The 26,691-nt window shown below is 73.2% G+C and carries 27 protein-coding genes and 7 tRNA genes; 21 read left to right on the plus strand and 13 right to left on the minus strand.

Annotated features, from left to right (window positions below; genetic code table 11):
- Window positions 1–88: 88 nt before the first annotated feature.
- Together ACZ4VW_RS27165 and ACZ4VW_RS27170 are read right to left on the minus strand one after the other, a co-directional pair.
- Window positions 89–499, minus strand: coding sequence for a hypothetical protein (locus tag ACZ4VW_RS27165; protein WP_467966828.1), 411 nt, complete (start codon window positions 497–499; stop codon window positions 89–91).
- Window positions 499–861 carry a hypothetical protein gene (locus ACZ4VW_RS27170; protein WP_467966830.1) on the minus strand — a complete coding sequence of 121 codons (363 nt, stop codon included), beginning with the start codon at window positions 859–861 and terminating at the stop codon, window positions 499–501. The genes ACZ4VW_RS27165 and ACZ4VW_RS27170 overlap by 1 nt, the downstream gene beginning before the upstream one ends.
- A 670-nt stretch (window positions 862–1,531) precedes the next feature.
- Between ACZ4VW_RS27170 and ACZ4VW_RS27175 the strand changes: the two genes are divergently transcribed.
- The 8 genes from ACZ4VW_RS27175 to ACZ4VW_RS27210 all read left to right on the plus strand — a co-directional run bounded on the left by ACZ4VW_RS27175 (window position 1,532) and on the right by ACZ4VW_RS27210 (window position 12,713).
- The gene (locus tag ACZ4VW_RS27175) at window positions 1,532–2,584 is read left to right on the plus strand and encodes a methionine ABC transporter ATP-binding protein (protein WP_467966832.1); all 1,053 of its coding nucleotides are present in this window, start codon (window positions 1,532–1,534) and stop codon (window positions 2,582–2,584) included.
- On the plus strand, window positions 2,581–3,249 hold the full coding sequence (locus tag ACZ4VW_RS27180; RefSeq protein WP_467966834.1) for a methionine ABC transporter permease: 669 nt from the start codon (window positions 2,581–2,583) through the stop codon (window positions 3,247–3,249). The genes ACZ4VW_RS27175 and ACZ4VW_RS27180 overlap by 4 nt, the downstream gene beginning before the upstream one ends.
- 138 nt (window positions 3,250–3,387) lie before the next feature.
- Window positions 3,388–4,248, plus strand: coding sequence for a MetQ/NlpA family ABC transporter substrate-binding protein (locus ACZ4VW_RS27185; RefSeq protein WP_467966836.1), 861 nt, complete (start codon window positions 3,388–3,390; stop codon window positions 4,246–4,248).
- Window positions 4,249–4,424: 176 nt separating this feature from the next.
- Window positions 4,425–5,060, plus strand: coding sequence for a GNAT family N-acetyltransferase (locus tag ACZ4VW_RS27190; protein ID WP_467966838.1), 636 nt, complete (start codon window positions 4,425–4,427; stop codon window positions 5,058–5,060).
- Window positions 5,061–5,129: 69 nt separating this feature from the next.
- A complete protein-coding gene (cbiE, locus tag ACZ4VW_RS27195; RefSeq protein ID WP_467966840.1) occupies window positions 5,130–6,326 on the plus strand; it encodes a precorrin-6y C5,15-methyltransferase (decarboxylating) subunit CbiE in 1,197 nt (398 codons plus the stop codon).
- Between the two features lie 330 nt (window positions 6,327–6,656).
- Window positions 6,657–10,205, plus strand: a complete 3,549-nt coding sequence (gene cobT, locus ACZ4VW_RS27200) for a nicotinate-nucleotide--dimethylbenzimidazole phosphoribosyltransferase (protein WP_467966842.1) — start codon at window positions 6,657–6,659, stop codon at window positions 10,203–10,205.
- A gap of 393 nt (window positions 10,206–10,598) precedes the next feature.
- Window positions 10,599–11,831: a uroporphyrinogen-III C-methyltransferase gene (gene cobA, locus ACZ4VW_RS27205; protein ID WP_467966844.1), complete on the plus strand. Its 1,233-nt coding sequence runs from the start codon at window positions 10,599–10,601 to the stop codon at window positions 11,829–11,831.
- A gap of 63 nt (window positions 11,832–11,894) precedes the next feature.
- Complete coding sequence (locus tag ACZ4VW_RS27210; protein ID WP_361847445.1) at window positions 11,895–12,713, plus strand: TrmH family RNA methyltransferase; 819 nt, start codon at window positions 11,895–11,897, stop codon at window positions 12,711–12,713.
- Here ACZ4VW_RS27210 and ACZ4VW_RS27215 read toward each other — a convergent pair.
- Together ACZ4VW_RS27215 and ACZ4VW_RS27220 are read right to left on the minus strand one after the other, a co-directional pair.
- Window positions 12,680–12,919, minus strand: coding sequence for a hypothetical protein (locus tag ACZ4VW_RS27215; RefSeq protein WP_467966846.1), 240 nt, complete (start codon window positions 12,917–12,919; stop codon window positions 12,680–12,682). The genes ACZ4VW_RS27210 and ACZ4VW_RS27215 overlap by 34 nt on opposite strands.
- A 102-nt stretch (window positions 12,920–13,021) precedes the next feature.
- Window positions 13,022–14,173 (minus strand): serine/threonine-protein kinase, encoded by a 1,152-nt coding sequence (locus tag ACZ4VW_RS27220; RefSeq protein WP_467966848.1) that lies wholly within the window; start codon window positions 14,171–14,173, stop codon window positions 13,022–13,024.
- Between the two features lie 195 nt (window positions 14,174–14,368).
- On the opposite strand from ACZ4VW_RS27220, the gene ACZ4VW_RS27225 reads away from it, so the two are divergent.
- From ACZ4VW_RS27225 to ACZ4VW_RS27240, 4 genes are all read left to right on the plus strand, one after another.
- Window positions 14,369–14,602 (plus strand): hypothetical protein, encoded by a 234-nt coding sequence (locus tag ACZ4VW_RS27225; protein WP_137990476.1) that lies wholly within the window; start codon window positions 14,369–14,371, stop codon window positions 14,600–14,602.
- A gap of 188 nt (window positions 14,603–14,790) precedes the next feature.
- On the plus strand, window positions 14,791–14,958 hold the full coding sequence (locus tag ACZ4VW_RS27230; protein WP_189600160.1) for a hypothetical protein: 168 nt from the start codon (window positions 14,791–14,793) through the stop codon (window positions 14,956–14,958).
- Between the two features lie 332 nt (window positions 14,959–15,290).
- The gene (locus tag ACZ4VW_RS27235) at window positions 15,291–16,235 is read left to right on the plus strand and encodes a phosphotransferase family protein (protein ID WP_467966850.1); all 945 of its coding nucleotides are present in this window, start codon (window positions 15,291–15,293) and stop codon (window positions 16,233–16,235) included.
- Window positions 16,236–16,275: 40 nt separating this feature from the next.
- Complete coding sequence (locus tag ACZ4VW_RS27240) at window positions 16,276–16,563, plus strand: TFIIB-type zinc ribbon-containing protein (RefSeq protein ID WP_361847457.1); 288 nt, start codon at window positions 16,276–16,278, stop codon at window positions 16,561–16,563.
- Between the two features lie 60 nt (window positions 16,564–16,623).
- On the opposite strand, the gene ACZ4VW_RS27245 is transcribed toward ACZ4VW_RS27240, so the two are convergent.
- From ACZ4VW_RS27245 to ACZ4VW_RS27265, 5 genes are all read right to left on the minus strand, one after another.
- A tRNA-Val gene (locus ACZ4VW_RS27245) sits at window positions 16,624–16,695 on the minus strand.
- A gap of 39 nt (window positions 16,696–16,734) precedes the next feature.
- Window positions 16,735–16,806, minus strand: a tRNA-Val gene (locus ACZ4VW_RS27250).
- A 34-nt stretch (window positions 16,807–16,840) separates the two neighbouring features.
- Window positions 16,841–16,912 (minus strand) — tRNA-Val (locus tag ACZ4VW_RS27255).
- Between the two features lies 1 nt (window position 16,913).
- A tRNA-Cys gene (locus ACZ4VW_RS27260) sits at window positions 16,914–16,987 on the minus strand.
- 39 nt (window positions 16,988–17,026) lie between these two features.
- A tRNA-Gly gene (locus tag ACZ4VW_RS27265) sits at window positions 17,027–17,099 on the minus strand.
- Between the two features lie 233 nt (window positions 17,100–17,332).
- Between ACZ4VW_RS27265 and ACZ4VW_RS27270 the strand changes: the two genes are divergently transcribed.
- Genes ACZ4VW_RS27270 through ACZ4VW_RS27280 form a run of 3 tightly spaced genes read left to right on the plus strand, consistent with a single transcriptional unit; the run spans window position 17,333 to window position 20,097 of the window.
- Complete coding sequence (locus tag ACZ4VW_RS27270; RefSeq protein ID WP_467966852.1) at window positions 17,333–18,385, plus strand: chorismate-binding protein; 1,053 nt, start codon at window positions 17,333–17,335, stop codon at window positions 18,383–18,385.
- Window positions 18,382–19,212, plus strand: a complete 831-nt coding sequence (locus ACZ4VW_RS27275) for an aminotransferase class IV (protein WP_467966854.1) — start codon at window positions 18,382–18,384, stop codon at window positions 19,210–19,212. Before ACZ4VW_RS27270 ends, ACZ4VW_RS27275 begins: the two co-directional genes overlap by 4 nt.
- A 45-nt stretch (window positions 19,213–19,257) precedes the next feature.
- Complete coding sequence (locus ACZ4VW_RS27280; protein ID WP_467966856.1) at window positions 19,258–20,097, plus strand: GNAT family N-acetyltransferase; 840 nt, start codon at window positions 19,258–19,260, stop codon at window positions 20,095–20,097.
- 6 nt (window positions 20,098–20,103) lie between these two features.
- Here the strand turns inward: ACZ4VW_RS27280 and ACZ4VW_RS27285 are convergent, their stop codons facing one another.
- The gene (locus ACZ4VW_RS27285; RefSeq protein WP_467966858.1) at window positions 20,104–20,619 is read right to left on the minus strand and encodes a DsbA family protein; all 516 of its coding nucleotides are present in this window, start codon (window positions 20,617–20,619) and stop codon (window positions 20,104–20,106) included.
- Window positions 20,620–20,786: 167 nt separating this feature from the next.
- On the opposite strand from ACZ4VW_RS27285, the gene ACZ4VW_RS27290 reads away from it, so the two are divergent.
- Window positions 20,787–21,215 (plus strand): hypothetical protein, encoded by a 429-nt coding sequence (locus tag ACZ4VW_RS27290; RefSeq protein WP_467966860.1) that lies wholly within the window; start codon window positions 20,787–20,789, stop codon window positions 21,213–21,215.
- A 95-nt stretch (window positions 21,216–21,310) separates the two neighbouring features.
- Window positions 21,311–21,463 carry a hypothetical protein gene (locus tag ACZ4VW_RS27295; RefSeq protein ID WP_361847474.1) on the plus strand — a complete coding sequence of 51 codons (153 nt, stop codon included), beginning with the start codon at window positions 21,311–21,313 and terminating at the stop codon, window positions 21,461–21,463.
- A gap of 19 nt (window positions 21,464–21,482) precedes the next feature.
- Here ACZ4VW_RS27295 and ACZ4VW_RS27300 read toward each other — a convergent pair whose 3' ends face one another.
- On the minus strand, window positions 21,483–22,040 hold the full coding sequence (locus ACZ4VW_RS27300) for a CGNR zinc finger domain-containing protein (RefSeq protein ID WP_467966862.1): 558 nt from the start codon (window positions 22,038–22,040) through the stop codon (window positions 21,483–21,485).
- A gap of 266 nt (window positions 22,041–22,306) precedes the next feature.
- On the minus strand, window positions 22,307–22,720 hold the full coding sequence (locus ACZ4VW_RS27305; protein WP_015032345.1) for an SsgA family sporulation/cell division regulator: 414 nt from the start codon (window positions 22,718–22,720) through the stop codon (window positions 22,307–22,309).
- Between the two features lie 190 nt (window positions 22,721–22,910).
- Here ACZ4VW_RS27305 and ACZ4VW_RS27310 point away from each other — a divergent pair, with 190 nt between their 5' ends.
- The gene (locus ACZ4VW_RS27310; protein WP_467966864.1) at window positions 22,911–23,333 is read left to right on the plus strand and encodes a TIGR02611 family protein; all 423 of its coding nucleotides are present in this window, start codon (window positions 22,911–22,913) and stop codon (window positions 23,331–23,333) included.
- Between the two features lie 54 nt (window positions 23,334–23,387).
- Window positions 23,388–23,459: transfer RNA gene (locus tag ACZ4VW_RS27315), tRNA-Val, on the plus strand.
- A 62-nt stretch (window positions 23,460–23,521) separates the two neighbouring features.
- Here ACZ4VW_RS27315 and ACZ4VW_RS27320 read toward each other — a convergent pair.
- Window positions 23,522–26,050 (minus strand): SCO7613 C-terminal domain-containing membrane protein, encoded by a 2,529-nt coding sequence (locus ACZ4VW_RS27320; protein WP_467966866.1) that lies wholly within the window; start codon window positions 26,048–26,050, stop codon window positions 23,522–23,524.
- 82 nt (window positions 26,051–26,132) lie between these two features.
- Here ACZ4VW_RS27320 and ACZ4VW_RS27325 point away from each other — a divergent pair, with 82 nt between their 5' ends.
- Complete coding sequence (locus tag ACZ4VW_RS27325; protein ID WP_467966868.1) at window positions 26,133–26,579, plus strand: SRPBCC family protein; 447 nt, start codon at window positions 26,133–26,135, stop codon at window positions 26,577–26,579.
- Between the two features lie 39 nt (window positions 26,580–26,618).
- Window positions 26,619–26,690 (plus strand) — tRNA-Val (locus ACZ4VW_RS27330).
- The last annotated feature ends 1 nt before the right edge of the window (window position 26,691 follow it).

Below are 26,691 nucleotides of genomic sequence, written 5' to 3' on the forward strand. Positions count from 1 at the left end.
TCTCAAGGACCGGAGGCGGTGACCAAGCTGCGGCATGGCCACCACCCTCGCACGTGGCCCGATCGACATGAAGTCAAAGAGACAGAACCTAGTCACTCGCCCGCGAACGGCGGAGCCACCAGATGCCGGTCACCGGCAGCAGGACCGGAATGAAGATGTAGCCGTAGCCGTAGTCAGACCAGACCGTGGCGTCGGGGAACGCGGACGGGTCCGCGAGTGTCCAGGTCCCCACGGTCAGCACGCCCACCAGCTCGGCGGCGCAGCACACCAGCGCCGCCCTGCGGGCCGTCTCACCACCCCTGACCAGCGTGTACGTGATGAACGCGTACACCACGGCCGCGACCGCCGACAGCGCGTACGCGAGCGGCGCCCGGTCGAACTCGGTCGCGATCTGGTAGATCGAGCGGGAGACCGCGCCCACCGACATCACTCCGTACAGCCAGACGAGCAGCATGCCCGGGCCCTTGACCAGCCGGGTGGTCCCCTCGGTCGTGGTCATCAGCCCACCGTCCAGATGTCGAAGAGACGCACCTCGAGCACCGCCAGCACGACCGCGCCGGCCGCCACCGTCGCCGAGCCCCAGCGGGTGCGCTCCGCGAGCGACATGAATCCGGCCGCCGGGACGGCGCACAGCGCGCCCAGCAGATACGCGACGAAGATCGTCGTGCCCTCCTCGGCCTTCTCGCCGCGCGACAGCTGCACGATGCCCACGATCAGCTGGGCCAGCGCGAGGAAGGACACCACGGCCATGCCGATGAAGTGCCAGTCCTTGGTCGGCTGATCGCGGAAGAAGGCGAAGCCGCACCAGGCGGCGAGGGCGAGCGCGGCCACCGAAACCGCGACCGTCAGGGCGTCAAGCATGGGCCCGAGGGTATTACGGGCCAAAAGGCCCGATGCGCTCGCCCCCCGCCCGGCCCCGCCCGCCTCTCGCTCGCCCCCGTCCGGCCCCGCCCGCCTTCCGCTCGCCCCCGTCCGGCCCCCGACCGCCTCCCGCGCGCCTTCCGCCGTGGCCGCGGACCGTGGCCTTGACCACAGCACCCCGCCCTGCCGGGCCGGACACCGAGGGCGTCCCGACCCGACCGGCGGAGGCGTCCGCGCAGGCCGCGGACGGGATCGCGGATGCCGTGGCCGGAACCTGACGGCCCGGACGCGGTGTCCGGATGCTGTGTCGACGGCGTCCGCTATTCGGACATGCCCGATCCGGTCGAACAGGTGCGTGCTTTACTTGCAGCCATGACCACGACGAGCAGCCGCACCCTTGCGACCGAGGCGATCACGACGCCCGGTGCTCGTTGTATGTGTCGAATGTGCGCCTTCTGAGGGCCCCCGCCTGAGACTCGCGCCCCGAAGCGAGCCCCCGACGGCCGTGCCGATCCGCCCGCCCCCGCGGCGCCGGACCGTGCCTGCCCCGCGCACGCGCCCCTCCCGGTCACCCACCGGGCCGGCCGACTTCGCGCCTGACTGTCCGAACGACGAATGCCCCGTGCCCGGCGGACCCCGCGCCGCGCACTCGACAGTGACGGAAACCCCTGTGATCACCACTTCGGGCCTGACCAAGGTCTATGAGTCGCGAGGCCGCCAGGTCACCGCTCTGGACGGCGTCGACCTCCACGTCCGCGAGGGCGAGGTGTTCGGCGTGATCGGCCAGAGCGGCGCTGGCAAGTCCTCGCTCATCCGCTGCGTCAACCTCCTGGAGCGCCCCACCTCCGGCACCGTGACCGTCGACGGCGTCGACCTCACCGCGCTCGCGGCGAACGGCCGCCGCGCCGGCAAGGACCTGCGCCGCGCCCGCAGCAGCATCGGCATGGTCTTCCAGCACTTCAACCTGCTGTCCTCGCGCACCGTCAAGGACAACATCGAGCTGCCGCTGGAGATCCTCGGTGTCTCCGGCACCGAGCGCTCGCGCCGCGCCCTGGAACTCCTCGACCTCGTCGGCCTCGCCGACAAGGCCAAGTCCTACCCCGGCCAGCTCTCCGGCGGCCAGAAGCAGCGCGTCGGCATCGCCCGCGCCCTCGCCGGGAACCCCAAGGTGCTGCTCTCCGACGAGGCCACCAGCGCCCTCGACCCGGAGACCACCCGCTCCATCCTCCAGCTGCTGCGCGACCTCAACCGGCAGCTCGGCCTCACCGTCCTGCTCATCACGCACGAGATGGACGTCGTCAAGACGATCTGCGACTCGGCCGCGCTGATGCGCAAGGGCCGGATCATCGAGTCCGGCACCGTGAGCGGACTGCTCGCCACCCCCGGCTCGGAGCTGGCGGCCGAACTCTTCCCGGTCAGCGGCGCCGCCACCGCCCCCGACCGCACGGTCGTCGACGTCACCTTCCACGGCGAGGCCGCCACCCAGCCGGTGATCTCGCAGCTCTCCCGTACGTACAACATCGACATCTCGATCCTCGGCGCGGCGATGGACACCGTCGGCGGGAAGCAGATCGGGCGGATGCGGATCGAGCTGCCCGGACGGTACGAGGAGAACGTCGTGCCCGTCGGCTTCCTGCGCGAGCAGGGCCTCCAGGTCGACGTCGTCGACGAGGACACGGCGCCCGAGGAGGCGCCCGTACTGGTCAAGGAAGGTGCCAAGTGACCTGGTCGGAGATGCAGCCCCTGCTGGAGCAGGGAACGGTCGACACCCTCTACATGGTCCTGTGGGCCACGCTCGTCACCGTCCTCGGCGGCCTGCCCCTCGGCATCCTCCTCGTCCTCACGGACAAGGGGGGCCTGCTGCAGAACACGGTGGTCAACAAGGTCGTCGGCGTGATCGTGAACATCGGCCGCTCGCTGCCGTTCATCATCCTGCTGATCGCCCTGATCCCCTTCACGACCTTCGTGGTCGGCACCTTCATCGGCCCGACCGCCATGATCGTGCCGCTCGCGATCGGCGCCATCCCCTTCTTCGCGCGCCTCGTCGAGACGTCGGTGCGCGAGGTCGACCACGGCCTGGTCGAGGCCGTCCAGTCGATGGGCGGCTCGGTGCCCACGATCATCCGCAAGGTGCTGCTGCCGCAGGCGCTGCCCTCGCTGGTCTCCGGCGTCACCACCACCGTCATCGTGCTCGTCGGTTACTCCGCGATGGCCGGCGCGGTCGGTGGCGAGGGCCTCGGCTCCAAGGCCATCACCTACGGGTACCAGCGCTTCGACACCCCGTTCATGCTGGTCACCGTCGTCGTCCTGATCGCCCTCGTCACCGTCGTCCAGCTCATCGGCGACCTGGCCGTCCGCCTCCTCGCCCGCCGAGGACGCACCGCCTGACGCACCGCCGTCGGCCCCGCGCCCCACCGCGCGACCCCGGCGCGTGCCACCACGCGCCCCCACAGACTTCGCTCGTCGAAGAAGAGCCCGGACTTGTTGTCCAGGCTTCCACCGCACCACCGGAAAGAGGCACTCTTCGTGCGTAAGAACATCAAGCTCACCGCCGGCTTCGCCGCCACCACCGCGCTCGCCCTCGGCCTGACCGCCTGCGGCACGTCCTCGGACCCGTCCTCCGCCAAGGACACGGCCGGCTCCGCCGACAAGCCGCTCGTCGTCGCCGCGTCCCCGACGCCGCACGCCGACATCCTGAACTACGTCAAGGACAACCTCGCCGCGAAGGAGGGCCTGAAGCTGGAGGTGAAGGAGTTCACGGACTACGTCCTGCCGAACACCGCCACCGAGTCCGGCCAGGTCGACGCCAACTTCTTCCAGCACAAGCCGTACCTCGACGACTTCAACCTGAAGAACAAGACCCACATCGTCCCGGTGGTCGACGTCCACCTGGAGCCCCTCGGTCTCTACTCCAAGAAGGTCAAGGACCTCAAGGACATCAAGGCCGGCCAGACCATCGCCGTCCCCAACGACACCACCAACGGCGGCCGCGCCCTCAAGCTGCTCGCCGACAACGGGCTGATCACCCTCAAGGACGGCGTCGGCTCCAACGGCAAGCTGTCCGACATCACCGACAAGAAGGGCCTGGAGTTCAAGGAGCTGGAGGCCGCCACCGTGCCCCGCGCCCTGAACGACGTGGACGCCGCGGTCGTGAACGGCAACTACGCCATCGAGGCCAAGCTCAACCCGGCCACCGACTCCCTGGCCCTGGAGAAGGCGGACGGCAACCCCTACGCCAACTTCCTCGCCGTCAAGGAGGGCAACGAGAAGGACGCCCGCGTGCAGAAGCTCGCCAAGCTCCTCAACTCGCCCGAGGTGAAGAAGTACATCGAGGACACCTACAAGAACGGCTCGGTCGTCCCGGCCTTCGGCACCGTCGCCAAGTAAGGCCCGTCGTACAGTTCTTGTGACGAAGGCCCCCGCATCCCGTCCGGTGCGCGGGGTCTTCGTCGCACCCGCCGCCATCTGACGCCACATCGGACCCGGCCATGCACACCGGCCGCTGCATGCTGCATGCTGTGCGTTCACGGTCGATTCGGACGGTCCTCGGCATGGAGCTGCGCATGACTACCACCTTTCCGGACATCTCCATCAACACGGACCGGTTGGTGCTGCGCCCGTACGACGACGCCGACATCCCCGCCTTCACCGAGATGATGAACGACGAGCTCATCACGGCCTGGACCTCGATCCCGCACCCCTACACCCGCTCCGACGCCGAGGACTGGGTGCGCAGGATCGCTCCTGCTGAGCGCACCGAAGGCCGCGGGATCGTCTTCGCCGTCACCGAGTTCCTCACCCAGCGCCTCGTGGGCACCGTCCACCTCAGAAACACCAACTGGCGCACCTTGGCCACCGAGGTCGGCTACGTGACCGCGCCCTGGGCCCGCGGCGAGGGGTACGCCACCGAATCCGTGCTCGCCGTCGCCCAATGGCTCTTCCGGGACCGCGGGTTCGAGCGCCTGGAGCTGCGTACCGCCGCCGACAACACCGCCTCCCAGCAGGTCGCCCAGAAGATCGGCTGCATCAGCGAGGGAGTCCTGCGCAACGCGTGGATAGCGCGGACGCAGACCGAATCCGGCGACTGGACCGACATCCGCACCGACCTCATCGTCTGGAGCCTCCTCCCCGAGGACCTCGAGGGCCTCGCGGACCAGATGGCGGAGGCCGGCTACTCCTCCTTCACCGACTGGAGCTGAGCCCGCAACCGATCCCGGGTACCCTCGACAACCCCCGACCTGCGACAAGACCTCAGGAGACAGACGACGATGGCCGATCGGGTCACGGTGATCGGCTGGGACGGCTCGCCCCTCACCGCGGCGGCCCGGTCCGCGCTCTCGGCCGCCACGCTCGTGGCCGGAGCCGCACACCACCTCGCGCTCCCCGAGGTCCCGCCGGCCGCCGAGCGCATCCGCCTCGGCAGCGTCGACCTCGCCGCCCGCAGGATCGCCGGCCACCGTGGTACCGCCGTGGTCCTCGCCGACGGCGACCCCGGCTTCTTCGGCGTCGTCCGCACGCTCCGCGCCCGGGAGCACGGCCTCGAGGTCGAGGTCGTCCCCGCCGTCTCCTCCGTCGCCGCCGCCTTCGCCCGGGCCGGCATGCCGTGGGACGACGCCCGGATCGTCGTCGCCCACCAGCGCACCCTGCGCCGCGCCGTCAACGTCTGCCGCGCCCACCCCAAGGTCGCCGTCCTCACCTCTCCCGGCGCGGGACCCGCCGAGCTCGCCCTCCTCCTCGACGGGGTGCACCGGACGTTCGTCATCTGCGAGGAGCTCGGCACCGACCGCGAACAGGTCAGCGTCCTCACCTCGGACAAGGCCGCCGACCACGCCTGGCGCGATCCGAACGTCGTGATCGTCATCGGGGGATCCGCCGGCGGGCAGGGCGGCGGCTGGCTGATGGGCCACGAGACCCCGGCCGTACGCGGCTGGGCGCTGCCCCTCGAAGAGCCCGGCGGCAGCGGCGAGGACCCCACCCTGCGCGCCGCCCAGCTCGCCCGGCTCGGCCCCCGCGTCGGCGACCTCGTCTGGGACATCGGCTGCGGTGGCGGAGCCTTCTCCGTCGAGGCCGCCCGCTTCGGCGCCGCCGTCATCGCCGTCGACGCCGACCCGGACGCCCGCTCCCGCACCGAGGCCGCCGCCCGCCGCCACGGGGTCCAGCTGCAGGCGGTGCAGGGCCGGGCCCCTCATGTACTGGAACGGCTTCCCGAACCCGATGTCGTACGGATCGGGGGCGGCGGCGTCCCCGTCGTCACCGCCTGCACCGACCGCAGGCCCGAACGGATCGTCACCCACGCCTCCACCCGTGACGAGGCCGAGGCCCTCGGCGCCGCCCTCGCCGACGGCGGCTACACCGTCGAATGCGCCCTGCTGCAGACCGTCGGCCTGGACGCCGGGGACTGGTCGGAACGCGAGCGATCGGTCGTCTTCCTGCTCTCCGCGCGCAGGATCGACCGCGCCCCGTGAGCGGGCGGCCCCGAGGGGCCAGGTAGGCTGGCCGATCGTCGTACCGCACCCGAACCTTCGGCGGTTCTCCCCCTCGCTTCCCTGGGGGACCCCCAGCCAATGTCCGGAAGTGTGGGCCCCTTTGGGCCCCCTGCTGTGGTACGGAGCGATGGGGGGCCGCGCGACGTGGCGCAGTCCACAGCGCACCGTGGCGGATCTCCCTGCCACGATGGCCGAAGACGGCGACAATGCTGGGGTGTCCGCGTGTCATTCGTGCCGCGCGGCGCGCACGCTCGTTGTTGTTGACGGGCGAAGGTCTGAAGGAGCAGAAGCGATGGGCGAGGGGTACGCATGACGGACACCGGCCAGGTCCCGGGCGAGGGGCTGCCGGAGAACGCAGGCATGGTCGAGCAGCCGGGCATCCCCGCTCCGGGCGCGTACACCTTCCTGGACCCCTCCGAGAGCGCAGCCGAGGACGACGACCTTCTTCTGATGCCCGGCGCGCAGGGCGCGTGGAGCGAGCACCAGCCCGGCGCCGTGCCCGCGCCGCCCGTCGCCGTACCGGCTCACGGCACGGTGCCGGGGCAGCCGCACCAGGGCGACCCGCTCACCGACCCGCTGGCGGGTCCGATCGCCGACGCCCTCGCCGCGCAGGCGCCCGTGGCACCGGTTCCGCCGGCCGCGCATGAGCCCTACTCCACCCCCGCGCACGGCGTGCCGGCGGCCCCGCAGGAGCCGGTCGTCACCGACCACGGGTACGAGCCCGGGATCCTGGACACCGGCGCCCACGAGGCGGCCGGCCGTGACTCCGGCTCGGTGGACCTCAGCGCGGTCCGCGTACCGCCGGCGACCGCTCCGACCCCGCCGCCCGCCCGCCGTCCGCTGCACATGGGCCCGCCCGTCCCGGAGGCCGGTGGGGGAGTCGTGCGCTCGCTCGCCGACCGTGGTGCCCAGCCCGCCGCGCCCGCGCAGATGCCCGCCCAGGCGCAGATGGCCGCCGCGGCGGCCGCTCCGATGCCGGCGCGCGTGCAGGGCCCGGCGACGACCGGCCCCGAGTACCTCGACGTCCCGCGCGAGCAGCCGGCCGCACCGGCCGCCGTTCAGTTCGGCGAGGTCCCGCCGCAGGGCGCGGTGCCGTGGGACCCGCAGCCGCAGGGTCCCGTGGCGGCGCCCGCGCAGCAGATGGCGCCCGCAGAAACGGTCGGCCAGTTCGTCCAGGTCGAGGGCACCGTCCCGACCACCCCGCACCTGGCGCCGACGCCGGTCGTCGAGGCCACCGAGGTCGCCGAGGAGCCGGTTCCGGCACCGGAGCCCGTGACCGGACCCGCGCAGGAGCCGGTACAGGCGCAGGCCCTCGGGACCGACGAGCCCGTGGCGCCCGTCGAGCCCGTCGCGGCGGAGCCCGCGGCCGAGGTGCCGGCAGAGCTTCCGGCCGAGGTTCCGGTCGCGGCCGAGGTGCCGGTGGCGGAAGCCCCCGTGGCCGTCCCCGCCCCGCGCGACGGCGGTCCGTCCGCCGCCGTGCCCGTACCGCCCGCGAAGACCGAGACTCCGGCCGAGCCGGTCGCCGAGGTCGCGGCGGAGGCGGTCCAGCAGGTTGAGGCCGAGGCGGTCGTCGAGCCCGTCGTCGAGCCGGCCGCCGAGCCTGTCGTCGAGCCGGCCGCCGAGCCTGTCGTCGAGGCGGCACCGGAGCCCGCGGTGGAGCCGGTGGCCGAGGCGCCCGCCGCCGAACCGCCCGTAGCGGACGAACCCGCTGCGGACGCGCCGGCAGTGGACGAGCCGGCCACGGGCGAGCCCGTCGTGGAGCCCGTCGCCGTGGAGGCCGTCGTCGAGACCGCCCCCGAGCAGGAGCAGCCGGAACTGCCGGCCGAAGCCGAGCTCCCGGCCCCGGCCGAGGCGCCGGTCGCCCAGGTCCAGGCCCCCGCGGCCGAGCCCGAGGCCCAGGCCCAGGCCGAGATCCCCGAGGCCGAGGCCCAGGCCCAGGCCGAGCCCCCCGCGGTCGCGGTCGCCGAGCAGCGCACCGCCGAGCAGCCCGCCGCCGCAGAGCCGGCCCCCGAGCAGCCCGCCCTCGAAGAGCCCGTCGCCGACGCGCCGGTGGCGGCAGAGCCGGTCCCCGAGGAGCCGGTCGCCGAGGACTCCGTCCAGGAGGCTCAGCGGCAGGAGCCCGTCGGCGCTCCCGCGCCCGGATACGACGAGGCCGAGCGCGAGGCCGTGCTGCGCGTCATGCGCGAGCGCCGCGACATCCGCAACGGCTTCCGGTCCGATCCCATCCCGCACGAGGTGCTGCTCCGCGTTCTGGAGGCCGCCCACACGGCCCCCAGCGTCGGCCACTCCCAGCCCTGGGACTTCGTCGTCATTCGCTCCGCCGAGACCCGCCGGAGCATGCACGAACTGGCCCAGCGCCAGCGCGAGGCGTACGCCCAGTCGCTGCCCAAGGCCCGGGCGAAGCAGTTCAAGGAACTGAAGATCGAGGCCATCCTCGACACCCCGGTCAACATCGTCGTCACCGCGGACCCCACGCGGGGCGGCCGGCACACCCTGGGCCGCTACACGCAGCCTCAGATGGCGCCGTACTCCTCCGCGCTGGCCGTCGAGAACCTGTGGCTCGCCGCCCGCGCCGAAGGTCTCGGCGTCGGCTGGGTCAGCTTCTTCGACGAGCGCGAGATGGTCCGCGCGCTCGGCCTCCCGGAGCACCTGGAGGTCGTCGCGTACCTGTGCGTCGGGTACGTCGACGAGTTCCCCGAGGAGCCCGAACTGATGCAGGCCGGCTGGTCCAAGCGCCGCCCGCTGTCCTGGGTCGTCCACGAGGAGACGTACGGCCGCCGCGCCCTGCCGGGCGAGGAGCCGCACGACCTGCTCCAGGACACCGTCTCCAGCATCCGTCCGCTGGACGCCAAGGCGCTCGGCGAGGCGTGGGAGCGGCAGAAGCGCATGACGAAGCCCGCCGGGGCGCTCGGCATGCTGGAGATCATCTCGGCGCAGCTCTCCGGACTCTCCCGGATGTGCCCGCCGCCGATCCCGGAGCCCGCGGCCGTCGCGATCTTCGCCGGCGACCATGGAGTGCACGCCCAGGGCGTCACCGCCTGGCCGCAGGAGGTGACCGGCCAGATGGTCGCGAACTTCCTCGGCGGCGGAGCGGTCTGCAACGCCTTCGCGAACCAGGTCGGCGCCGAGGTCTGCGTCATCGACGTCGGTGTCGCCTCCGACCTGCCGTCCACGCCGGGGCTGTTGCCGCGCAAGGTCCGCGCCGGTACGGGCGACTTCACGACCGGTCTCGCGATGACCCGCGAGGAGGTGCTCGCCGCGATCGAGGTGGGCATCGAGACCGCGCGGGACCTGGTGGCGGCCGGCAACAAGGCGCTGCTGACCGGTGAGATGGGCATCGCCAACACCACCGCCTCCGCGGCGCTGATCTCGGTGTACACGGGCGTCGACCCGGTCGAGGTCACCGGCCGCGGTACGGGCATCAACGACGAGATGCACGCGCGGAAGGTGGACGTGGTCCGCCGCGCCCTCGACCTCCACCAGCTTGACCCGGCGGACCCGATCGGTGTCCTGTCGGCGATCGGCGGTCTGGAGCACGCGGCGCTCGTCGGCCTGATCCTGGGCGCGGCCTCCCTGCGCACCCCGGTCATCCTGGACGGCGTCTCGACGGGCGCGGCGGCTCTGGTGGCCCGGGCGATCGCGCCCGAGTCCCTGGCGGCCTGCATCGCGGGCCACCGCAGCGCGGAGCCCGGCCACGTCGCCGCCCTCAACAAGCTGGGCCTGCGCCCCCTGGTCGACCTCGACCTCCGCCTCGGCGAGGGCACGGGCGCGCTCCTCGCCCTCCCGGTCGTCCAGAGCGCGGCCCGTGCGATGCACGAGGTGGCGACGTTCGACTCGGCGGGCGTGACGGAGAAGTAGCGCGACGCGCTCCACCGCGCGACGCGAGGAGATGCCGGGGCCGCCCAGGTCCCGGCATCTTCCGTACCCGGCATCTTCCGTACCCGGCATCTTCCGTACCCGGCATCTTCCGTACCCGGCATCTTCCGTACCCGGCATCTTCCGTACCCGGCACCTTCCGCACCCCACCGGGTGCCCCGCACCCTCCGTACCCGGCAGCCCCTTGTGCCCCGCACCGTCCGTACCCGGCATCTTCCGTACCCGGTGACCGGGAGCGGGAGGGACATGGGTCACAGGTCGCCCACCGCCGGTGACCGATATCGTGGGGGCGGGCGCCCAAGCCCGCCTCACCAGCCGCTTCAGCGCCGACGCGGCCCCCGCACTCGCCCCGCCCCTCCGAGGAGCCGCACACCCATGGCCGAGCACGCCGCGCACCCCGCCTACCCCGTAGGACTCCGCCTCTCCGGCCGCCGCGTCGTCGTCTTCGGCGGTGGCCAGGTCGCCCAGCGCCGCCTCCCCGCCCTGATCGCCGCCGGCGCCGACATCACCCTGGTCTCCCCCTCCGCGACCCCGTCCGTCGAGGCGATGGCCGAGGCGGGCGAGATCACCTGGGTCAGGCGCCGTTACGAGGACGGGGACATCGCCGACGCCTGGTACGCGCTCGTCGCCACCAGCGATCCCGTCGCCAACGCGGCCGCCTCCGCCGAGGCCGAGCGGACCAAGACCTGGTGCGTGCGCTCCGACGACGCCGACGCGGCCACCGCCTGGACCCCGGCCACCGGCCGCAGCGAGGGCGTGACCGTCGCCGTCCTCACCGGACACGACCCGCGCCGCTCCGCCGCCGTGCGCGACGCGATCGTCGAGGGACTGCGGGACGGTTCGATCGCGGCCCCGCAGCACCGCTCCCGCACCCCCTTCGTCGCGCTGGTGGGCGGCGGTCCCGGTGACCCGGACCTGATCACCGTGCGCGGCCGCCGACTGCTCGCCGAGGCCGACGTGGTCATCGCCGACCGCCTGGGCCCCCGCGACCTGCTCGACGAACTGCCCCCGCACGTCGAGGTGATCGACGCGGCGAAGATCCCGTACGGCCGCTTCATGGCCCAGGAGGCCATCAACAACGCGCTGATCGAGCACGCCAAGGCCGGGAAGTCGGTCGTACGGCTCAAGGGCGGCGACCCCTTCGTCTTCGGGCGCGGCATGGAGGAGGCCCAGGCCCTGGCGGCGGAGGGCATCGCCTGCACGGTCGTCCCCGGCATCTCCAGCTCGATCTCGGTCCCCGGCGCGGCCGGCATCCCCGTCACCCACCGCGGAGTGGCGCACGAGTTCACGGTGGTCAGCGGTCATGTCGCCCCCGACGACCCGCGTTCGCTGGTGGACTGGGGCTCCCTCGCCAAGCTCACCGGCACGCTCGTGATCCTGATGGGCGTCGACAAGATCGGGAAGATCGCCGAGGCGCTGATCGCCCACGGCAAGGACCCCGAGACCCCGCTCGCCCTCGTCCAGGAGGGCACCACGGCCGCCCAGCGCCGCGTGGACGCCACGCTGGCCACGGTCGCGGAGACGGTCAAGGCCCAGGAGGTCCGCCCGCCGGCCGTCATCGTCATCGGCGCGGTCGTCGGCGAGGGTCCCGGGAAGCTCCTGAAGTAACCAGGGGTGACCGAACCCCCTGCACACATTGGCACCACACCCCGGACAAGGCAGTATCACCTCGTGGCCGAACTCATCACCATCGACGATCCCGACGACCCGCGTCTGCGCGACTACACCGGGCTGACCGACGTCGAGCTGCGCCGCAGACGCGAGCCCGCGGAGGGTCTGTTCATCGCCGAGGGCGAGAAGGTCATCCGCAGGGCCCGCCAGGCCGGGTACGAGATGCGGTCGATGCTGCTGTCCGCCAAGTGGGTCGACGTCATGCGCGACGTCATCGACGAGGTCCCGGCTCCCGTGTACGCGGTGCAGCCGGACCTCGCCGAGCGCGTCACCGGCTACCACGTGCACCGCGGCGCCCTCGCCTCCATGCAGCGCAAGCCGCTGCCGAGCGCCGAGGAACTCCTCCGTACCGCCCGCAGGGTCGCCGTCATGGAGTCGGTCAACGACCACACCAACATCGGCGCCATCTTCCGCAGCGCCGCCGCCCTCGGCATGGACGCGGTGCTGCTCTCCCCGGACTGCGCCGACCCGCTGTACCGGCGGTCGGTGAAGGTCTCCATGGGCGCGGTCTTCTCCGTCCCGTACGCCCGTCTGGACACCTGGCCGCGCGGCCTGGAAGCCGTACGGGAGGCGGGCTTCAAGCTCCTCGCCCTCACCCCCGACGAGAAGGCGTCCCCGATCGACGTGGCCGCCCCGCACAAACTGGAGCGGGCGGCGCTCATGCTCGGCGCGGAGGGCGACGGCCTGTCCACGCAGGCGCTGCGGGCCGCGGACGAATGGGTCCGCATCCCGATGGCCCACGGGGTCGACTCGCTCAACGTGGGCGCGGCGGCCGCCGTGGCCTTCTACGCGGTGGCGAGCGGCCGCCCGCAGGACTGACGCCCGGCCACCGGCCGAGGCCGGTCGTCCTCACGCACCCGCACGGCCCGCGACGCTCCCAGGATCACAGGAGCGTCGCGCCGGCGGGTGGCGATGAGGACCGGCTCGGCGCCGTCCCGGCAGGCGAGGACGACACCGTCGCACCTGTACGTCCGGGGCCAGGCGTCGGGGTCGTCGCCGAGCCGGAAGGCCCGTACCCCTTCCACGGTCAGCGACTCCGGAACGGCAGGGACGGTCCCGGTTCCGGAGCGAGGCCGCCGTACGGTAGGTGAGGCCGTCGCGATGTCGCCGGACTCCGGCAGGGGGCCTCAGCCCTGGAGGGCCTGCGCGGCCGCGATCCCCAGGGCGACGACCAGCGTGACCACCACGAAGACGAACAGGCGCTGACGCAGGAGTCGCGGATTGGCGGGGCGGCGGCCCGTCGAGGTGGTGCGGACGCCCGGCCGGGACGGCACCGGCCGCCCGTTGGGCCGGGACTGCGGGGCGGGCCGCCCACCCGTACGCGAGGCGGCGGGCCGCGAGCCCGCGCCAGGTGCCCGACCCTGCGTGGTGCGTTCGGTGTACCGCTCCGTCGGCCGGCTGCCCGTCGCCACCTCCGTACGCTCCCGCTGCACGGGCGGGCGGGCGGCGGGCAGTCCCTGCGCCTCGCGGGCCGCGATCTCCTTGAGCCGCATGGAGAGCTGCAGCGTGCTGGGACGGTCCTCGGGATCCTTGGCCAGACAGGCCCGCACGAGCGGCGCCAGGGCGTCCGGTACGCCGTTCAGCTGCGGCTCCTCGTGCACCACCCGGTACAGCATGACCTCCGAACTGCCGTGCCCGAAGGGGGAGTCGGCCATCGCCGCGTACGCGAGGGTGGCACCGAGCGAGAAGACGTCCGTGGCCGGGGTGACGGCCGCGCCCCGCACCTGCTCGGGCGCGAGGAAACCGGGGGAGCCGACGGCCGTGCCCACATGGGTCAGGGTGCTGGCGCCGGTGGCCCAGGCGATGCCGAAATCGATGATCCGCGGCCCCTTGGGTGACAGCAGGATGTTCGACGGCTTGAGGTCCCGGTGCACCACACCGGCCTCGTGGACGGCGACCAGGCCCTCCGAGAGCGCCGCCCCGATCGCGGCCACGTCGGCGGCCCGCAGCGGACCCTCCTCGGCGACGCGGTCGTGCAGCGAGGGGCCGGGCACGTACTGGGTGGCGAACCACGGGCGGTCCGCCTCCAGATCGGCCGCGACCAGCCGGGCCGTGCAGCCGCCCCGGATCCGGCGGGCCGCGGAGACCTCGCGCGCGAAGCGCGACCGGAACTCCTGGTCCTCGGCCAGATCGGGCCGGATCACCTTCAGCGCCACGCGCTGCCCCCGCCGGTCGGACCCCAGGTACACGACCCCCATCCCACCGGCCCCGAGCCGGCGGTGGAGCCGGAACGACCCGACGATCCGCGGGTCCTCGCGCCGGAGCCGCATCATCGCCATGTCCGTCCCCTCGTCCGTTCGACGTGGCACAGCTTACGTATTGGCGCCCCGGTGTGCTCATAGGCCGCGCCCTCGCCGGAGGATCGATTGTCAGTGCTGAGGGGGACACTTGAGGGGTGGTCAGGACGACGGCGTCGACGTCCGTCCCGGCCGCGGGATTTCCCAATGTCCGGGCACAGAAGGGGGATTGGCTCGATGAAGGGTGATCGCGTGGAGATAGTCGTGGATGCGGGGGACACGACACGGACGTACGAAGTGGTGGCAAGCCGGGCGGGCCGGAGGGTGGAGACGGCGGTACGGCGAGGGGTGGTGGAAGTGAGCGAAGTCACGCGCACCGGGGTGGTCGTCCGGACGGCCCGCTTCATGGCCAGCCGCGTGCTCGCGCTGGTCGAGCAGCCGGTACCCCTCCGGGAAGACCCTCAGTCCTAGGGCGGACTCTCCACCCAGGGGAGTACGCCGCGGGGGGACTCCTCATCCTCCGGGAGGCCCGGAGATCGGTACGCGGGCATGACGTCCGGGCCGCATCCGATCCCTAATGTTGAAGTCAAGCGGCGGGTGCAGCACTCGTCCCCCGAGGTCAGACACCCGCCGCTGCCAACACGAACAGGAGAGGACTCATGGCGTTCACGGCATCGCGGATGAACACCCGCCCTTCGGGCCGCCGCCACCCCCTGGTGGCGACCGCCATGGTCCTCCCTCTCGCGACCCTGCTGGTCGTCGTCTTCGGCGGCTGGGACGCAGTGGTCACACAGGCGTCGTCCGTGGGCGTGATGCTGGGGCGCTGAGCGGCGCCCCGGACCCGGGAGAGCGGCCCGGGTCGGGGACATCCGGCCAACAACCCCGTGGGGACGGGGGTGCGGCGGACGGCAGCGTGCGGCCGGTCAGCTGGGGAGCTGACCGGCCCTCGCGCTTTCCCGCCCACCAGCCGGGCGCCACTCGGCCGCCCTCCGAACCCGCCCCGCTCGCACCACGGCTGGGCACCCCATCCGTCCGTGGGCGCGAAGGCCGCGCCCCGCGAGGAAGGGGCAGGTACCACCCGCCACCCGCCCCGGCGGGGCAGGGCCGGACCGGGGACTCCCTCCTCCGCCGACCCCCCCCGCCCGCGTACGCTCCCCGCGTGGAGCACGCCCCTCTCGAACAGCTCAGCGCCCTCGCGCGCGACGCAGCCCACCGGGCCGACGCCGCCTGTCGCTGCGTCTCGCACACCCGGCTCGTCCTCGCCGACCGCGACGACGGCACCGTGGTCCGCCACGGCGCCGTCGTCGTCAAGGCGCACGCCCCCGGCACCGATCCCGACGCGCACGCGGCCCGCATCGCGGTCGCCGCCCTCGACGCGCTCGACGGGATCCTCCTCCCGCCCCACCCCGGCCCCCTCGCCCCCACCGTCGACGCCCGTCCCCTCACCGCCTGGCCCTACGGCACCCCCGTCGACCCGGCCGACCCCGACGCCGCCCCCTGGGAGGACGCCGCCCGGCTCCTCGCCCGGCTCCACCGCACTCCGCCGCCCCGCGGGATCCCGCTCCCGCCCATGCGCGCGCCCGCCAAGGCCGCCCTCGCCGTGCGCCGGATGCGCCGGTCCGGCGCGCCCCGCCCCGCCGTCGAGGCCGTGCTCCGCGCCTGGCACACGCTTCCGCGGGAGCCGGTCGTCGAGCGCCCCCTGCTCTGCCACGGCGACTTCCACCTCGGCCAGCTCGTCCGTGATCCCCGCACACCCGACGGCCCCTGGCTCCTCATCGACGTCGACGACCTCGGCCTGGGCGACGCCGCCTGGGACCTCGCCCGCCCGGCCGCCTGGTTCGCCGCCGGCATCCTGCCCCCGGACATCTGGTCCCGTTTCCTCGACGCCTATCTGGCGGCCGGCGGCCCCGCCGTCGCCGCCCACGACCCCTGGAGCCGACTCGACCTTCCCGCCCGGGCCCTGACCGTCCAGACCGCAGCGCTCGCCCTCGCCAAGTCCACGGCGGAGAAGCGCCCTCTGGACGAGGTCGAGGAGGTGATGATCGACACCTGTGCCCGAATAGGTTCGCTCCGAACCGAGTTGCCCCCGCCCGCGTCCTCATAAGCTGAGAGCACCATCCGAACGGCAGGGAGTTGAGCCGAACATGCAGTGTCCCAAGTGCCATGCGGCCATGCACACGTACAACCGCAACGGTGTCCAGATCGAGCAGTGCAGCGGTTGCCGCGGGATATTCCTGGACTACGGCGAGCTGGAGGCCCTGACGCGGCTCGAGTCCCAGTGGGTGCAGCAGGCCCCGCCGGCCCCCGCCCCGCCGGCCTACCCGGCGCAGCCCGCCCCCGCCGCCCCCGCCTGGGGCGCCCCGCACCACGGAGGCCACCACGGCGGTCACTACCGCCAGCGCGGTTTCGGCCGGATGCTCTTCTCCTCCTGAGCGGGGAGCGGGAACGACGAAGCCCCCGGCCGCGAGAGGCGGCCGGGGGCTTCGGTGCGGTGCGCGATACTGGGATTGAACCAGTGACCTCTTCCGTGTCAGGGAAGCGCTCTCCCGCTGAGCTAATCGCGCGGGACGGTCCCAAACCATACAGGACCAGGTGTTACTGCGTGCGCGATACTGGGATTGAACCAGTGACCTCTTCCGTGTCAGGGAAGCGCTCTCCCGCTGAGCTAATCGCGCGGGGATCCTTGCGGACCAGATCCTTACGGATCAGTGGACGATACTGGGATTGAACCAGTGACCTCTTCCGTGTCAGGGAAGCGCTCTCCCGCTGAGCTAATCGTCCTTGGAGGTGGAGACGGGATTTGAACCCGTGTAGACGGCTTTGCAGGCCGTTGCCTCGCCTCTCGGCCACTCCACCAGGAGTGAATACGGGGGTTCGGGAAGATCCCCCACATCGAGCGGACGACGAGATTCGAACTCGCGACCCTCACCTTGGCAAGGTGATGCTCTACCAACTGAGCCACGTCCGCTTGTCGTTTCCGTTCGGCTTGCGCGTCCCGGCGACGTGTTGAACTCTAGCGGATTCCTGGGCCAGCACAAAAACGCGTTTCCGCAGCGTGCTGAGCTGCGTACCCAGCCGGGCGGCCGGAGCTTCCGCGCGCCGTTCACTCCGCGTGGTCCCGAGGTGGCTCCCCGCCGCGCCGGGACGAGCGCCCCGGTGCACGCCCCGCCACCGGGCCCCCGCCCGCCTAGACTCGCACCCGTGCACGACCTTGCTCCTCTGGCCCGCTTCGGCGGCCTCGTCGCGACCGACCTGCGGGATGTCACCAGTGACCCCGAGGCCCTGGACTCCGCCGGCTTCTGGGCCGTCTCCGCGGACTTCGAGGGCCGTCTGACCTGCGCCCGCTTCGGCGACGTACGGCCGGACCCGGTCCCGGCCCCCGTCCCGGGCGCCTGGCGCGGGCCCGGTGTCGGTGACTGGACGTCCTCGCTCGATCGCTCCGCGTACACGGCGGGCGTACGGGCGATCCGGGCGCAGATCGCCCGGGGCGAGGTCTACCAGGCGAATCTCTGCCGGGTGATGTCCGCGCCGCTGCCCGACCCGCGGGCCGCCGACGTCGACGCGCTCACCGCCGTCCTGGCCCGGGGCAACCCCGCCCCGTACGCGGGAACGATTCGGCTGCCCGCTCACGGGGTGGAGATCGCCACCGCGTCCCCCGAGCTCTATCTGCGCCGCGACGGCCGCACCGTCGAGTCCGGCCCGATCAAGGGCACCGCACGCACCGCCGACGGTCTGCTGGAGAAGGACCACGCCGAGAACGTGATGATCGTGGACCTCGTCCGCAACGACCTCGGCCGGGTCTGCGCGAGCGGCTCGGTCACCGTCCCGGAGCTGTGCGCCGTCGAGCCGCACCCCGGACTGGTCCACCTCGTCTCCACCGTCCGAGGCGAACTCGACGAGCGCGCCGGCTGGCGGGAGCTGCTCGCCGCCACCTTCCCGCCCGGTTCCGTGACCGGCGCGCCGAAGTCCAGCGCCCTGCGCATCATCAAGGCCCTGGAGACGGCACCCCGCGGCCCGTACTGCGGCGGCATCGGCTGGGTCGACGCCGACCGCCGCACCGCCGAGCTCGCCGTCGGCATACGCACCTTCTGGATCGACCGCGCCGAGGGAGTGCTCCGCTTCGGCACCGGCGCCGGCATCACCTGGGGCTCCGACCCGGAGCGTGAGTGGGCGGAGACCGAATTGAAGGCGTCCCGCCTGCTGGCGGTAGCGTCGGGCACGTACGAGGCGAGCGGAAAGGCCATTTCTCGATGAAACTCTGGGTCAACGGCGGGCTGTACGACGCGGCGGAAGCCCGGGTGTCCGTACTGGACCACGGTCTGACCGTCGGCGACGGCGTCTTCGAAACGGTCAAGGCGGAGCGCGGCGAGACCTTCGCCCTCACCCTCCACCTGGAGCGCCTGACCCGCTCCGCGCGCGGTCTCGGCCTGCCCGACCCCGACCTCGACGAGGTCCGCCGCGCCTGCGCCGCGGTCCTGGAGGTCAACCCCATGGAGCTGGGCCGGCTCCGGATCACGTACACCGGCGGACTCTCCCCGCTCGGCTCGGAGCGGGGCGACGAGGGCGCGGGTCTCGTCGTGGCGCTCGGCGAGACGGGCCGCCGTGCCGACTCCACCGCCGTGATCACGGTCCCGTGGACCCGGAACGAGCGCGGCGCGCTCACCGGCCTGAAGACCACCTCGTACGCCGAGAACGTCGTCGCCCTCGCCAGGGCACGGGAACAGGGCGCCTCCGAGGCGCTGTTCGCCAACACCGTCGGCCGGCTCTGCGAGGGCACCGGATCGAACGTGTTCGTCGTGCTCGACGGCCGGATCCACACCCCGCCCGTCTCCTCCGGCTGCCTGGCGGGCATCACCCGCGCCCTCGCCGTGGAGTGGACCGGCGCCGAGGAGACCGATCTTCCCTTCGACGTCCTGGAGAGCGCCGAGGAGATCTTCCTGACCTCGACCCTCCGCGACGTCCAGGCCGTCCACCGGGTCGACGGGCGCGAACTGGCGACGGCGCCCGGGCCCGTGACCGCCAAGGCCATGCGGGTCTTCGACGAGCGGGCGGCCGAGGACCGGGATCCCCGTCTCGCGTAGGAAAACCGGATGACGGACGGCCGCGGTATGGGTACAACACCCGTGATGACCACCACCCTGCGGCCGTCCGGGCCGCTTCAGCAGACCCCCGACGGCGACCGCTCACGCACCTACGACGTCTGCGTGAACAGCCGTCGCGTCGGTTCCGTGCGCCTCACCACGGCCCCTGGCTTCGGCGCCGGGTCCGGCGTGATCGAGGCCCTGGCCATCGACGAGAAGGACCGCCGCCGCGGCCGCGGCACGGTCGCCGCGCTGGCCGCCGAGGAGGTGCTGCGCGGCTGGGGCTGCGGCCAGGTGCAGATCTCCGTACCGGCGACGGCCTCGGCGGCGCTGCGCATGGCCGACGCCCTCGGCTACACCGAGCGCGGCCGGAACATGGTCAAGGAACTGCCGGCGGAGCCCCCCGCGCTGCCGCCGGGCATCGAGGTCCGCCCCATGGGCGAGGCCGAGTTCGACGTCTGGGAGGCCGAGGCCAGGGACCGTTTCGCGCGGAGCTGGGTCGACCGGGGCGTACCGGAGGACCAGGCCCGCGCCAAGGCCGAGGCGAGCCACCGCGAGCTGCTCCCGCGGGGACTGGCCACCCCCGGTACGAGCATCGACCTGGCGGTACGGGACGGCGAGGTGGTCGGTCACGTCTGGACCGCCCCCCGGGAGCTGGAGCCGGGCGGGCGAGGCCGGTACGTCTTCGGCGTCGAGGTCCTCGAGGGGCACCGGGGCCAGGGCTACGGCCGTGCGCTGATGCTGTTCGCCGAGCGGGTCGCGATCGACGCCGGGGAGAGCCTGCTGGGACTCCATGTCTTCGCGGGCAACACCCCGGCGATCCGGCTCTACGAGTCGCTCGGCTACCGGACGACGCACGTCAACAGCTACAAGCGGCTGCTGTAGAAGAGGTCAGCCGGCGAGCAGCCGGTCGGCGACCGCCTCGATGCGCTCGCGCAGGCCGTCCTGGCTCTTGCCGCCGTCCAGACGCTCGCCGTCGACGATGTAGGTCGGCGTGCCGGTGACCTTGACCGCCTTGCCCTCGGCCTGGTCGGCGTCGACGGTCAGCAGGTGCCGGCCGTCGATCAGGGCGGTGTCGAACTCCTCGGCGTCCAGGCCCAGTTCGCGGGCGACCTCCAGAAGCACCGGCTCGCCCCGGTCGCCCAGCTCCGCCGTCCTGGCCAGCAGCGCCTCCACGTACGGCCAGCCCTTGCCCTGCTCGGCCGCCTCCTCCGCGGCCTGCGCGGCGGCGTAGGCGTGCTTGTGCTTCTCCAGCGGGAAGTGCCGCAGCTGTACGTCGATCCGGTCGCCGTACGTCTCGCGCAGCGCGCGTACGTCGTCGAGCGCCCGGAAGCAGTCGGGGCACTGGAGGTCGAACCATGCCTCCACGACGACGGGGGAGGCGGACGGGGTGGTGGAGTCACTCATGGGAGCAGTCTCCCAGCCGCCGGTCGTCCGGCCCAACCGGGACCTGGGGAGGAGATCCGCGGGGGGCGACCCGGAGATCTCCCTGAGGTCCGCCTCGGGGCATGGCCGCGGGCGGCCCCGCCGGTGCAGGATGGAAGGGACGTATCGCCCCGCGCCAGGAGGATCGCATGCTCGCCGAGACCATTTTTTCCGCGGTGTCCGCGGCAGGGCTGGGCGTCGCCGCGATCACGGCGTGGCGCAGGCGCTTCCTCGCCGCGACGCGCATCGCGGCGTACGCGCTGGTGCCTGTCGGCCTGGTCATGACCGGTGTGGTGGAGTGGGCCTTCGGCACGGTCTTCAGCCCGGCCGCCTGGGCCGGATTCGGTGTGCTCGGGGTGGCCTGGCTGCTCTTCCTGTCCACGCGAGCCGTCGAGCGGCGCAGGGGCCGGGACCGTAGGGAGGCCGCCGAGGACGTCCGGCCCGGTGTCGCCGCACCGGCCTCGTCGGCGCCCGCGCTGGGCCGGGGGCAGCGTGGCGCGAGCCCGAAGCCGAAGCCCCCGGCCGCCGGGGACGACTTCAGCGACATCGAGGCGATTCTGAAGAAGCACGGGATCTGACGGGCGCCCCCTCCACGGGATGGGATGAACTGCCCATCCCGAGGGGCGTGTTGCGGAGGGTCCTGGGGCGCCACTGCGCCATGATCGCCCCCGAGATGCTGGATACCTCGCGGGATCACGCCCCCGCCCCCACCGAAGAGCCGCGCGGCTGTCTGTTCGCGCTCTCCCAGCCGCCGCTGATGATCTTCCTCGCGGTCATCGGCTGCCTGCTGCTGATGGCCGCCGTGCACGACCTCTTCGTGCTGTGACGGGCCGGTCCGGGAAGGATCAGCCGGCGGCTTCCTTGCGGCGCGCCCGGTACGCGGCGACGTGGAGCCGGTTACCGCAGGTGCGGCTGTCGCAATAGCGGCGCGAACGGTTGCGGGAGAGGTCGACGAAGGCCCGGCCGCAGTCCGGCGCCTCGCAGCGCCGCAGGCGCTCCTGCTCGCCCGCCACCACGATGAAGGCCAGCGCCATGCCGCAGTCCGCGCCGAGGTGGTCGGCGACCGACGCGCCCGGCGCGAAGTAGTGCACGTGCCAGTCGTAGCCGTCGTGGTCGGTGAGCTGCGGGGTGGTGCCCGCGGCCGCCACCAGCTGGTTGATCAGTGTCGCCGCGATCCGGGCGTCCGGCGCCGCGAAGACGGCGGCGAACCTGGCACGTACCTCCCGCACGGCCCGCAGGTCGTTCTCGCAGAGCTCGCCCACGTCGCTGATGTCGTGAGCGCGCACGAAGGCGTGCAGCGACGGGAGGTCCGCGAGCTCGTCGTCACGGTCGCCCTGCGCGGCCGTGTTCATCAGATCGACGACGGTGTCGAGCGCGCTCCGGGTGTCGTGGGGGATCAGCACGATTCGCTCCCTGGCAGGCCGCGGGCGGGCGCCCGCGGAATTGCGCTGACTCTAGCGGCTTCGCGGCGCAGGGCCCGGGGCGGTCCGAAAGCGGGCCGGAACGGGGCCGAAACCAGGCCCCGACCGGCTCTCCGCGGTGCGGAACGGGCATCGGCGCCCTCCTCCGCGCCGGCTGCGCGGTGAGGACGCCGATGTCTGCCGTATGGGGTTGTCCGCGCGGCGCCGTCTCCCCGAGTCGGACGGCGCCGTGCGGCTCTCGGCCTGGCTCAGCTGTCGGCCAGGATGTGGGAGAGCTCCGTGTCGAGGTCGAAGTGCCGGTGCTCGGTGCCCGGTGGAACGGCGGCGTCGGTCCGCTTCAGGAACGACTCCAGGGCCCTCGCCGGGGCCTCGAGCAGGGCTTCGCCCTCGGGGGAGCTCAACGCGATGCAGACGACGCCCTGACCGTGACTGCGGGACGGCCAGACTCTGACGTCGCCGGTGCCGGTGGGCCGGTGCAGCCCCTCGGCGAGAAGGTCGCGGGCGAAGACCCACTCGACCGTCTCCTCGGCTCCGGTGTGGAAGGTGGCGTGCACGGCATACGGATCGGCCGTGTCATACCGCAGGCCCGCGGGTACAGGCAGTGAGGACTCGCTCGACACAACGAGGCGCAGGTGCAGCTCGCAGCTGACCGTGGTGTTCATAAGCGCCAGGGCCTTTCGCTCAGTGTGCGCTCGGGGATTCGCACGTCGGCGAAATCGACATGCCACCTACGGTGGCGTTGTAAACCCCTCTGTCTGTTTTGTGATCGTTCAGGTAGCTCGTTCGGGCGTGTGTGACTTTGGGTAATACCGCCATTCCGGTGACGGCGCCGAATCCGGTAGGTTGGAAGCCATGAATGCGGAGAGTGACGAGCGCGCCGGGGAGTCCGCGGCGGACGGGGAAGCTCCCCTGGGATCCCGCGCCCCGGAGTACATCAAGGCCCGCAAGACCCTGCATCTGAGCTGGCAGGTCGGCGTCTTCATCGTGGGCCTCGCCGTGGTCGGCGCCGGCGTCGTGATGCTGCCGCTGCCCGGGCCGGGCTGGCTCGTGATCTTCGGCGGCATGGCGATCTGGGCGACCGAGTTCGTCTGGGCGCAGCTCGTGCTCCGCTGGACGAAGCGGAAAGTCACCGAGGCCGCGCAGCGCGCGCTCGACCCCAAGGTCCGCCGCCGCAACATCATCCTCACGTCCGTCGGTCTGGTGATCATCGCCGTGCTGGTCGCGATCTACCTCTGGAAGTTCGGCTTCGTCATGCCGTGGACGATAAAGCAGTGACCCTCCCACGGTCGGAGGCAGCCGCTGACATGCGGTAATGTTTGCGGTGCGCCCGGGCGATTAGCTCAGTGGGAGAGCGCTTCGTTCACACCGAAGAGGTCACTGGTTCGAACCCAGTATCGCCCACCCCGGACCGAAGGCCCGGAGACTGCATCCAGTCTCCGGGCCTTCGGCGTTCCCGCGTCGGGTCACCGCATGCGGCCGAGCCGCTCCCGGAGCCGGCGGGCGTCCCGCAGCCGCTGCTCGTACGTCGCGCCCACCGCGAGGAGCAGCAGCCCGGCCAGAGCCGGCGGCAGCCAGCGGGGGAGGGCGCCGACGACCTGGACCACGTACGGAGCCAGCTCGTGCAGCGCGTCGAGGGCGAGCACCGCACCGCCGAGCACCAGCAGCGCCTGCAGCCGGTACCGGGCGCCCAGCAGCGTCACCGCGAGGGCGGCGAGTCCCAGGAGCAGCGGACGCACCCAGTCCGGGTCGGCCCAGGCCGCGAAGAGGCTCGGCACCAGGGTCGCCGCCAGGCCGGGGCCGTACGCCACCCAGGACGAGGCCTCCGCGTCACGGCGCCGGCGCAGCACCCCGACGACCAGCGCGGGCACTGTGACCGGCAGCGTGTACGCCTCCGGGGTCTCCACGTCCCACACGGCGAGCCGCACCCAGGTCGCGAGCAGGAACAGCGCCGCGGCCGTCCACGAGGCGTACGGGCGCCGCTCGGGGCGGACGGCCGTCACCGCCGCGATCACCCCGCACAGGGCCAGGACGAGCGCGAGCACGGCAGGCCGGGACACCGCCGCGCCGATCGCGAGCAGACCCACGACGGCGCCGGTGATCTCCACCGGCAGCGCGACGGGGTGACGGCGCAGCCACGCACCGGCCGCGGCGGTGGCCGCGGGAATCACGAGCAGGGCCAGAGCCGTCCGATGGTCCGGGAGGTCCGCGGCGGCCGCTCCGGCGGCGACGAGCCCGGTCGCCGCGACCACCGCCGCACAGCCGGCCACGGCCCGCCGTGCGCCCTCCGCGAGGAACGCGACCCCGACGAAGAGGCCGAGCAGGACACCCAGCGCCGTGAACGTCGCCGCACGGGTGTCCAGGGCCACCGCGACCGCTCCGGTCGCCGTCGCGAGCCCGCAGCCGAGAGCGGTCCACCCGAGCACCTCACGCGGCGGAACGGGACGGGCGGCCCCCGCCGGGGCCGGAGCCGCTCCCCAGCCGGTCCGCCCCGCTCCGTCGCCGGACGCGGTGGCAGGGCCACCCGTCGCGGTAGGCGTCGCTTCCCGCGCCCCGGCCGCGTCCTCGGATCCGCCGGCCCCGGCGGCATCCGGCGCCGGCGCGGCAGGGTCGGCCCCGGCCGGAGCCCGGACTCCGCGCGCCGGCACCCCGGGGCGCACCGCCAGGAAGAGCGCCGCCGTGGTCGTCAGGAGCTGGAGGGTCAGCGTGAGGACGCGCGACAGGTCCAGGGACACCGGGAGGGCCGTCAGGAGCGCCCACGCGAGGACGAGGGCGGCGCAGCGGGCCCACAGGCGCGGCACGGCCGCCAGGGCCGCCGCCGCGACCAGGAGGACCAGCGGGGCCGTCGACGGGTACGAGGTGAGGACGCGGTGCGGGGCGGCACCCGACCAGACCGGGGTCGTCCGCGCCAGAGGGACGAGCAGCGCCGCCGCCACCGGCGGCAGCGCCCAGGCGACGCCCAGCGCCAGCACCCCGCCACCCGCCCCCACGAGCCCCCGCTTCACCGCACGCGGCACCGCGGACCGCAGGACCGCCGCCAGGGCGACCGCGCACAGCACGTACCCCGGTACCTCCCAGTCACCCGGCACCACCGCGCGCAGCACACCACCCACCGCCGCGACCAGCGCAAGCCCCGCCACCACCGACGCGGCCACCGCCGCCGGGGCCGCCTTCCAGGCCAGGAACAGCGCCACCGCCGCACAGGCCAGCAGCAGCGCACCCGCGGGAACCGCCGTCGACAGCGACAGACCTCCCCCCGTCACCAGGGCCCAGCCACCCAGCAGCCCGGCGCCGACGCCCGCCGTCGTCCGTACACCCACCGGCTTCGCCCGGAGCACCACGGCCAGATCCGCGGCCGCCGTCGCGAGCGCCGCCCAGCCCAGCGCGAGCGCGCCCCCGTCCGCCGCCAGCACGGCCAGCGGCAAAGGCAGTTGAGCCGCCACCACGGCCACCGGCAGCGGAATCCGCAGCCGCCCCAGCGTCGCGCCGTACGCCGCCCAGGCGCCGGCGAGCACCGCCGAGGCGGCCGCGGCGTACCCGAGACCGTCCGTCTCCGGCAGCGCCACCCGGTGCAGCGCGTACGCGTCGAGCACCATCAGCACCAGGCCGAGCGCCGCCACCGACTCCGCCGTGGAGACGAGCCCCCGGCGCAGCAGCACCACCGGCACGGCCAGCGCCGCGGACGTCACCACGCCCAGCACGGCCGCCCGGCCGGCGATCCCCATAGAGCCCCAGCTCACCAGAGTGAACGCGAGCGCGGCGATCGTCAGCAGCACACCGCCCAGCGTGAGCAGCACGTTCTGGGCGCTGCGCGGGCTCGAGTCCGCCACCGGCCCGGTCGCGGGCAGCGGCGCGCCGGGAGCCGCCACGGGCGGACGCAGCACCTGGAGCAGCCAGGCCCGCCGGGCCAGCAACTGGGACCGGCGGGCGTCGAGTTGGGCCAGCTCGCGGTCGACGAGCACCAGCTCGTCCGCGGGCGGCAGCGCATTGTTCATACCGGGAGTGTGGCGCCGGACACACCGCGCGTCATGCGTGGACGTACTCATGTTCCGGCCTGAGTACGTCCACACTGGAGACATGGACTGGTCCCGCTACCGCTTCCGCAGCGTCTGGCAGCTGGCCGCCCCGCCCGACGTGGTCTACGCCGTGCTCGAACGCGGCGAGGAGTATCCGCAGTGGTGGCCGCAGGTCCGCGAGGTCGTCCCCGTCGACGAGCGCACCGGCACCGCCCGGTTCCGCTCCGTCCTCCCGTACGACCTGGTCGTCACCGTCGAGACCCGGCGCGGCGACCCCGCCGCCGGCGTCCTGGAAGCCTCCCTGTGGGGCGATCTGGAGGGGTGGGCGCGCTGGACCCTCACCCCGCGAGGTGCCGGCACCCACGCCCTCTACGAGCAGGAGGTCGAGGTGACCAGCCCTCTCATGCGGCGCCTCGCCGTCCCCGGGCGGCCCGTCTTCCGCGCCAACCACGCCCTGATGATGCGCGCGGGACGACGCGGGCTCGCCGCCCGGCTGCGGCTGGTTTGAACGAAGCCCGTCCCGGCCTGTATGGTTCAACCCGTTCCCGGGCGATTAGCTCAGCGGGAGAGCACTTCGTTCACACCGAAGGGGTCACTGGTTCGATCCCAGTATCGCCCAC

Source organism: Streptomyces sp. NPDC029139 (genome assembly GCF_055564335.1).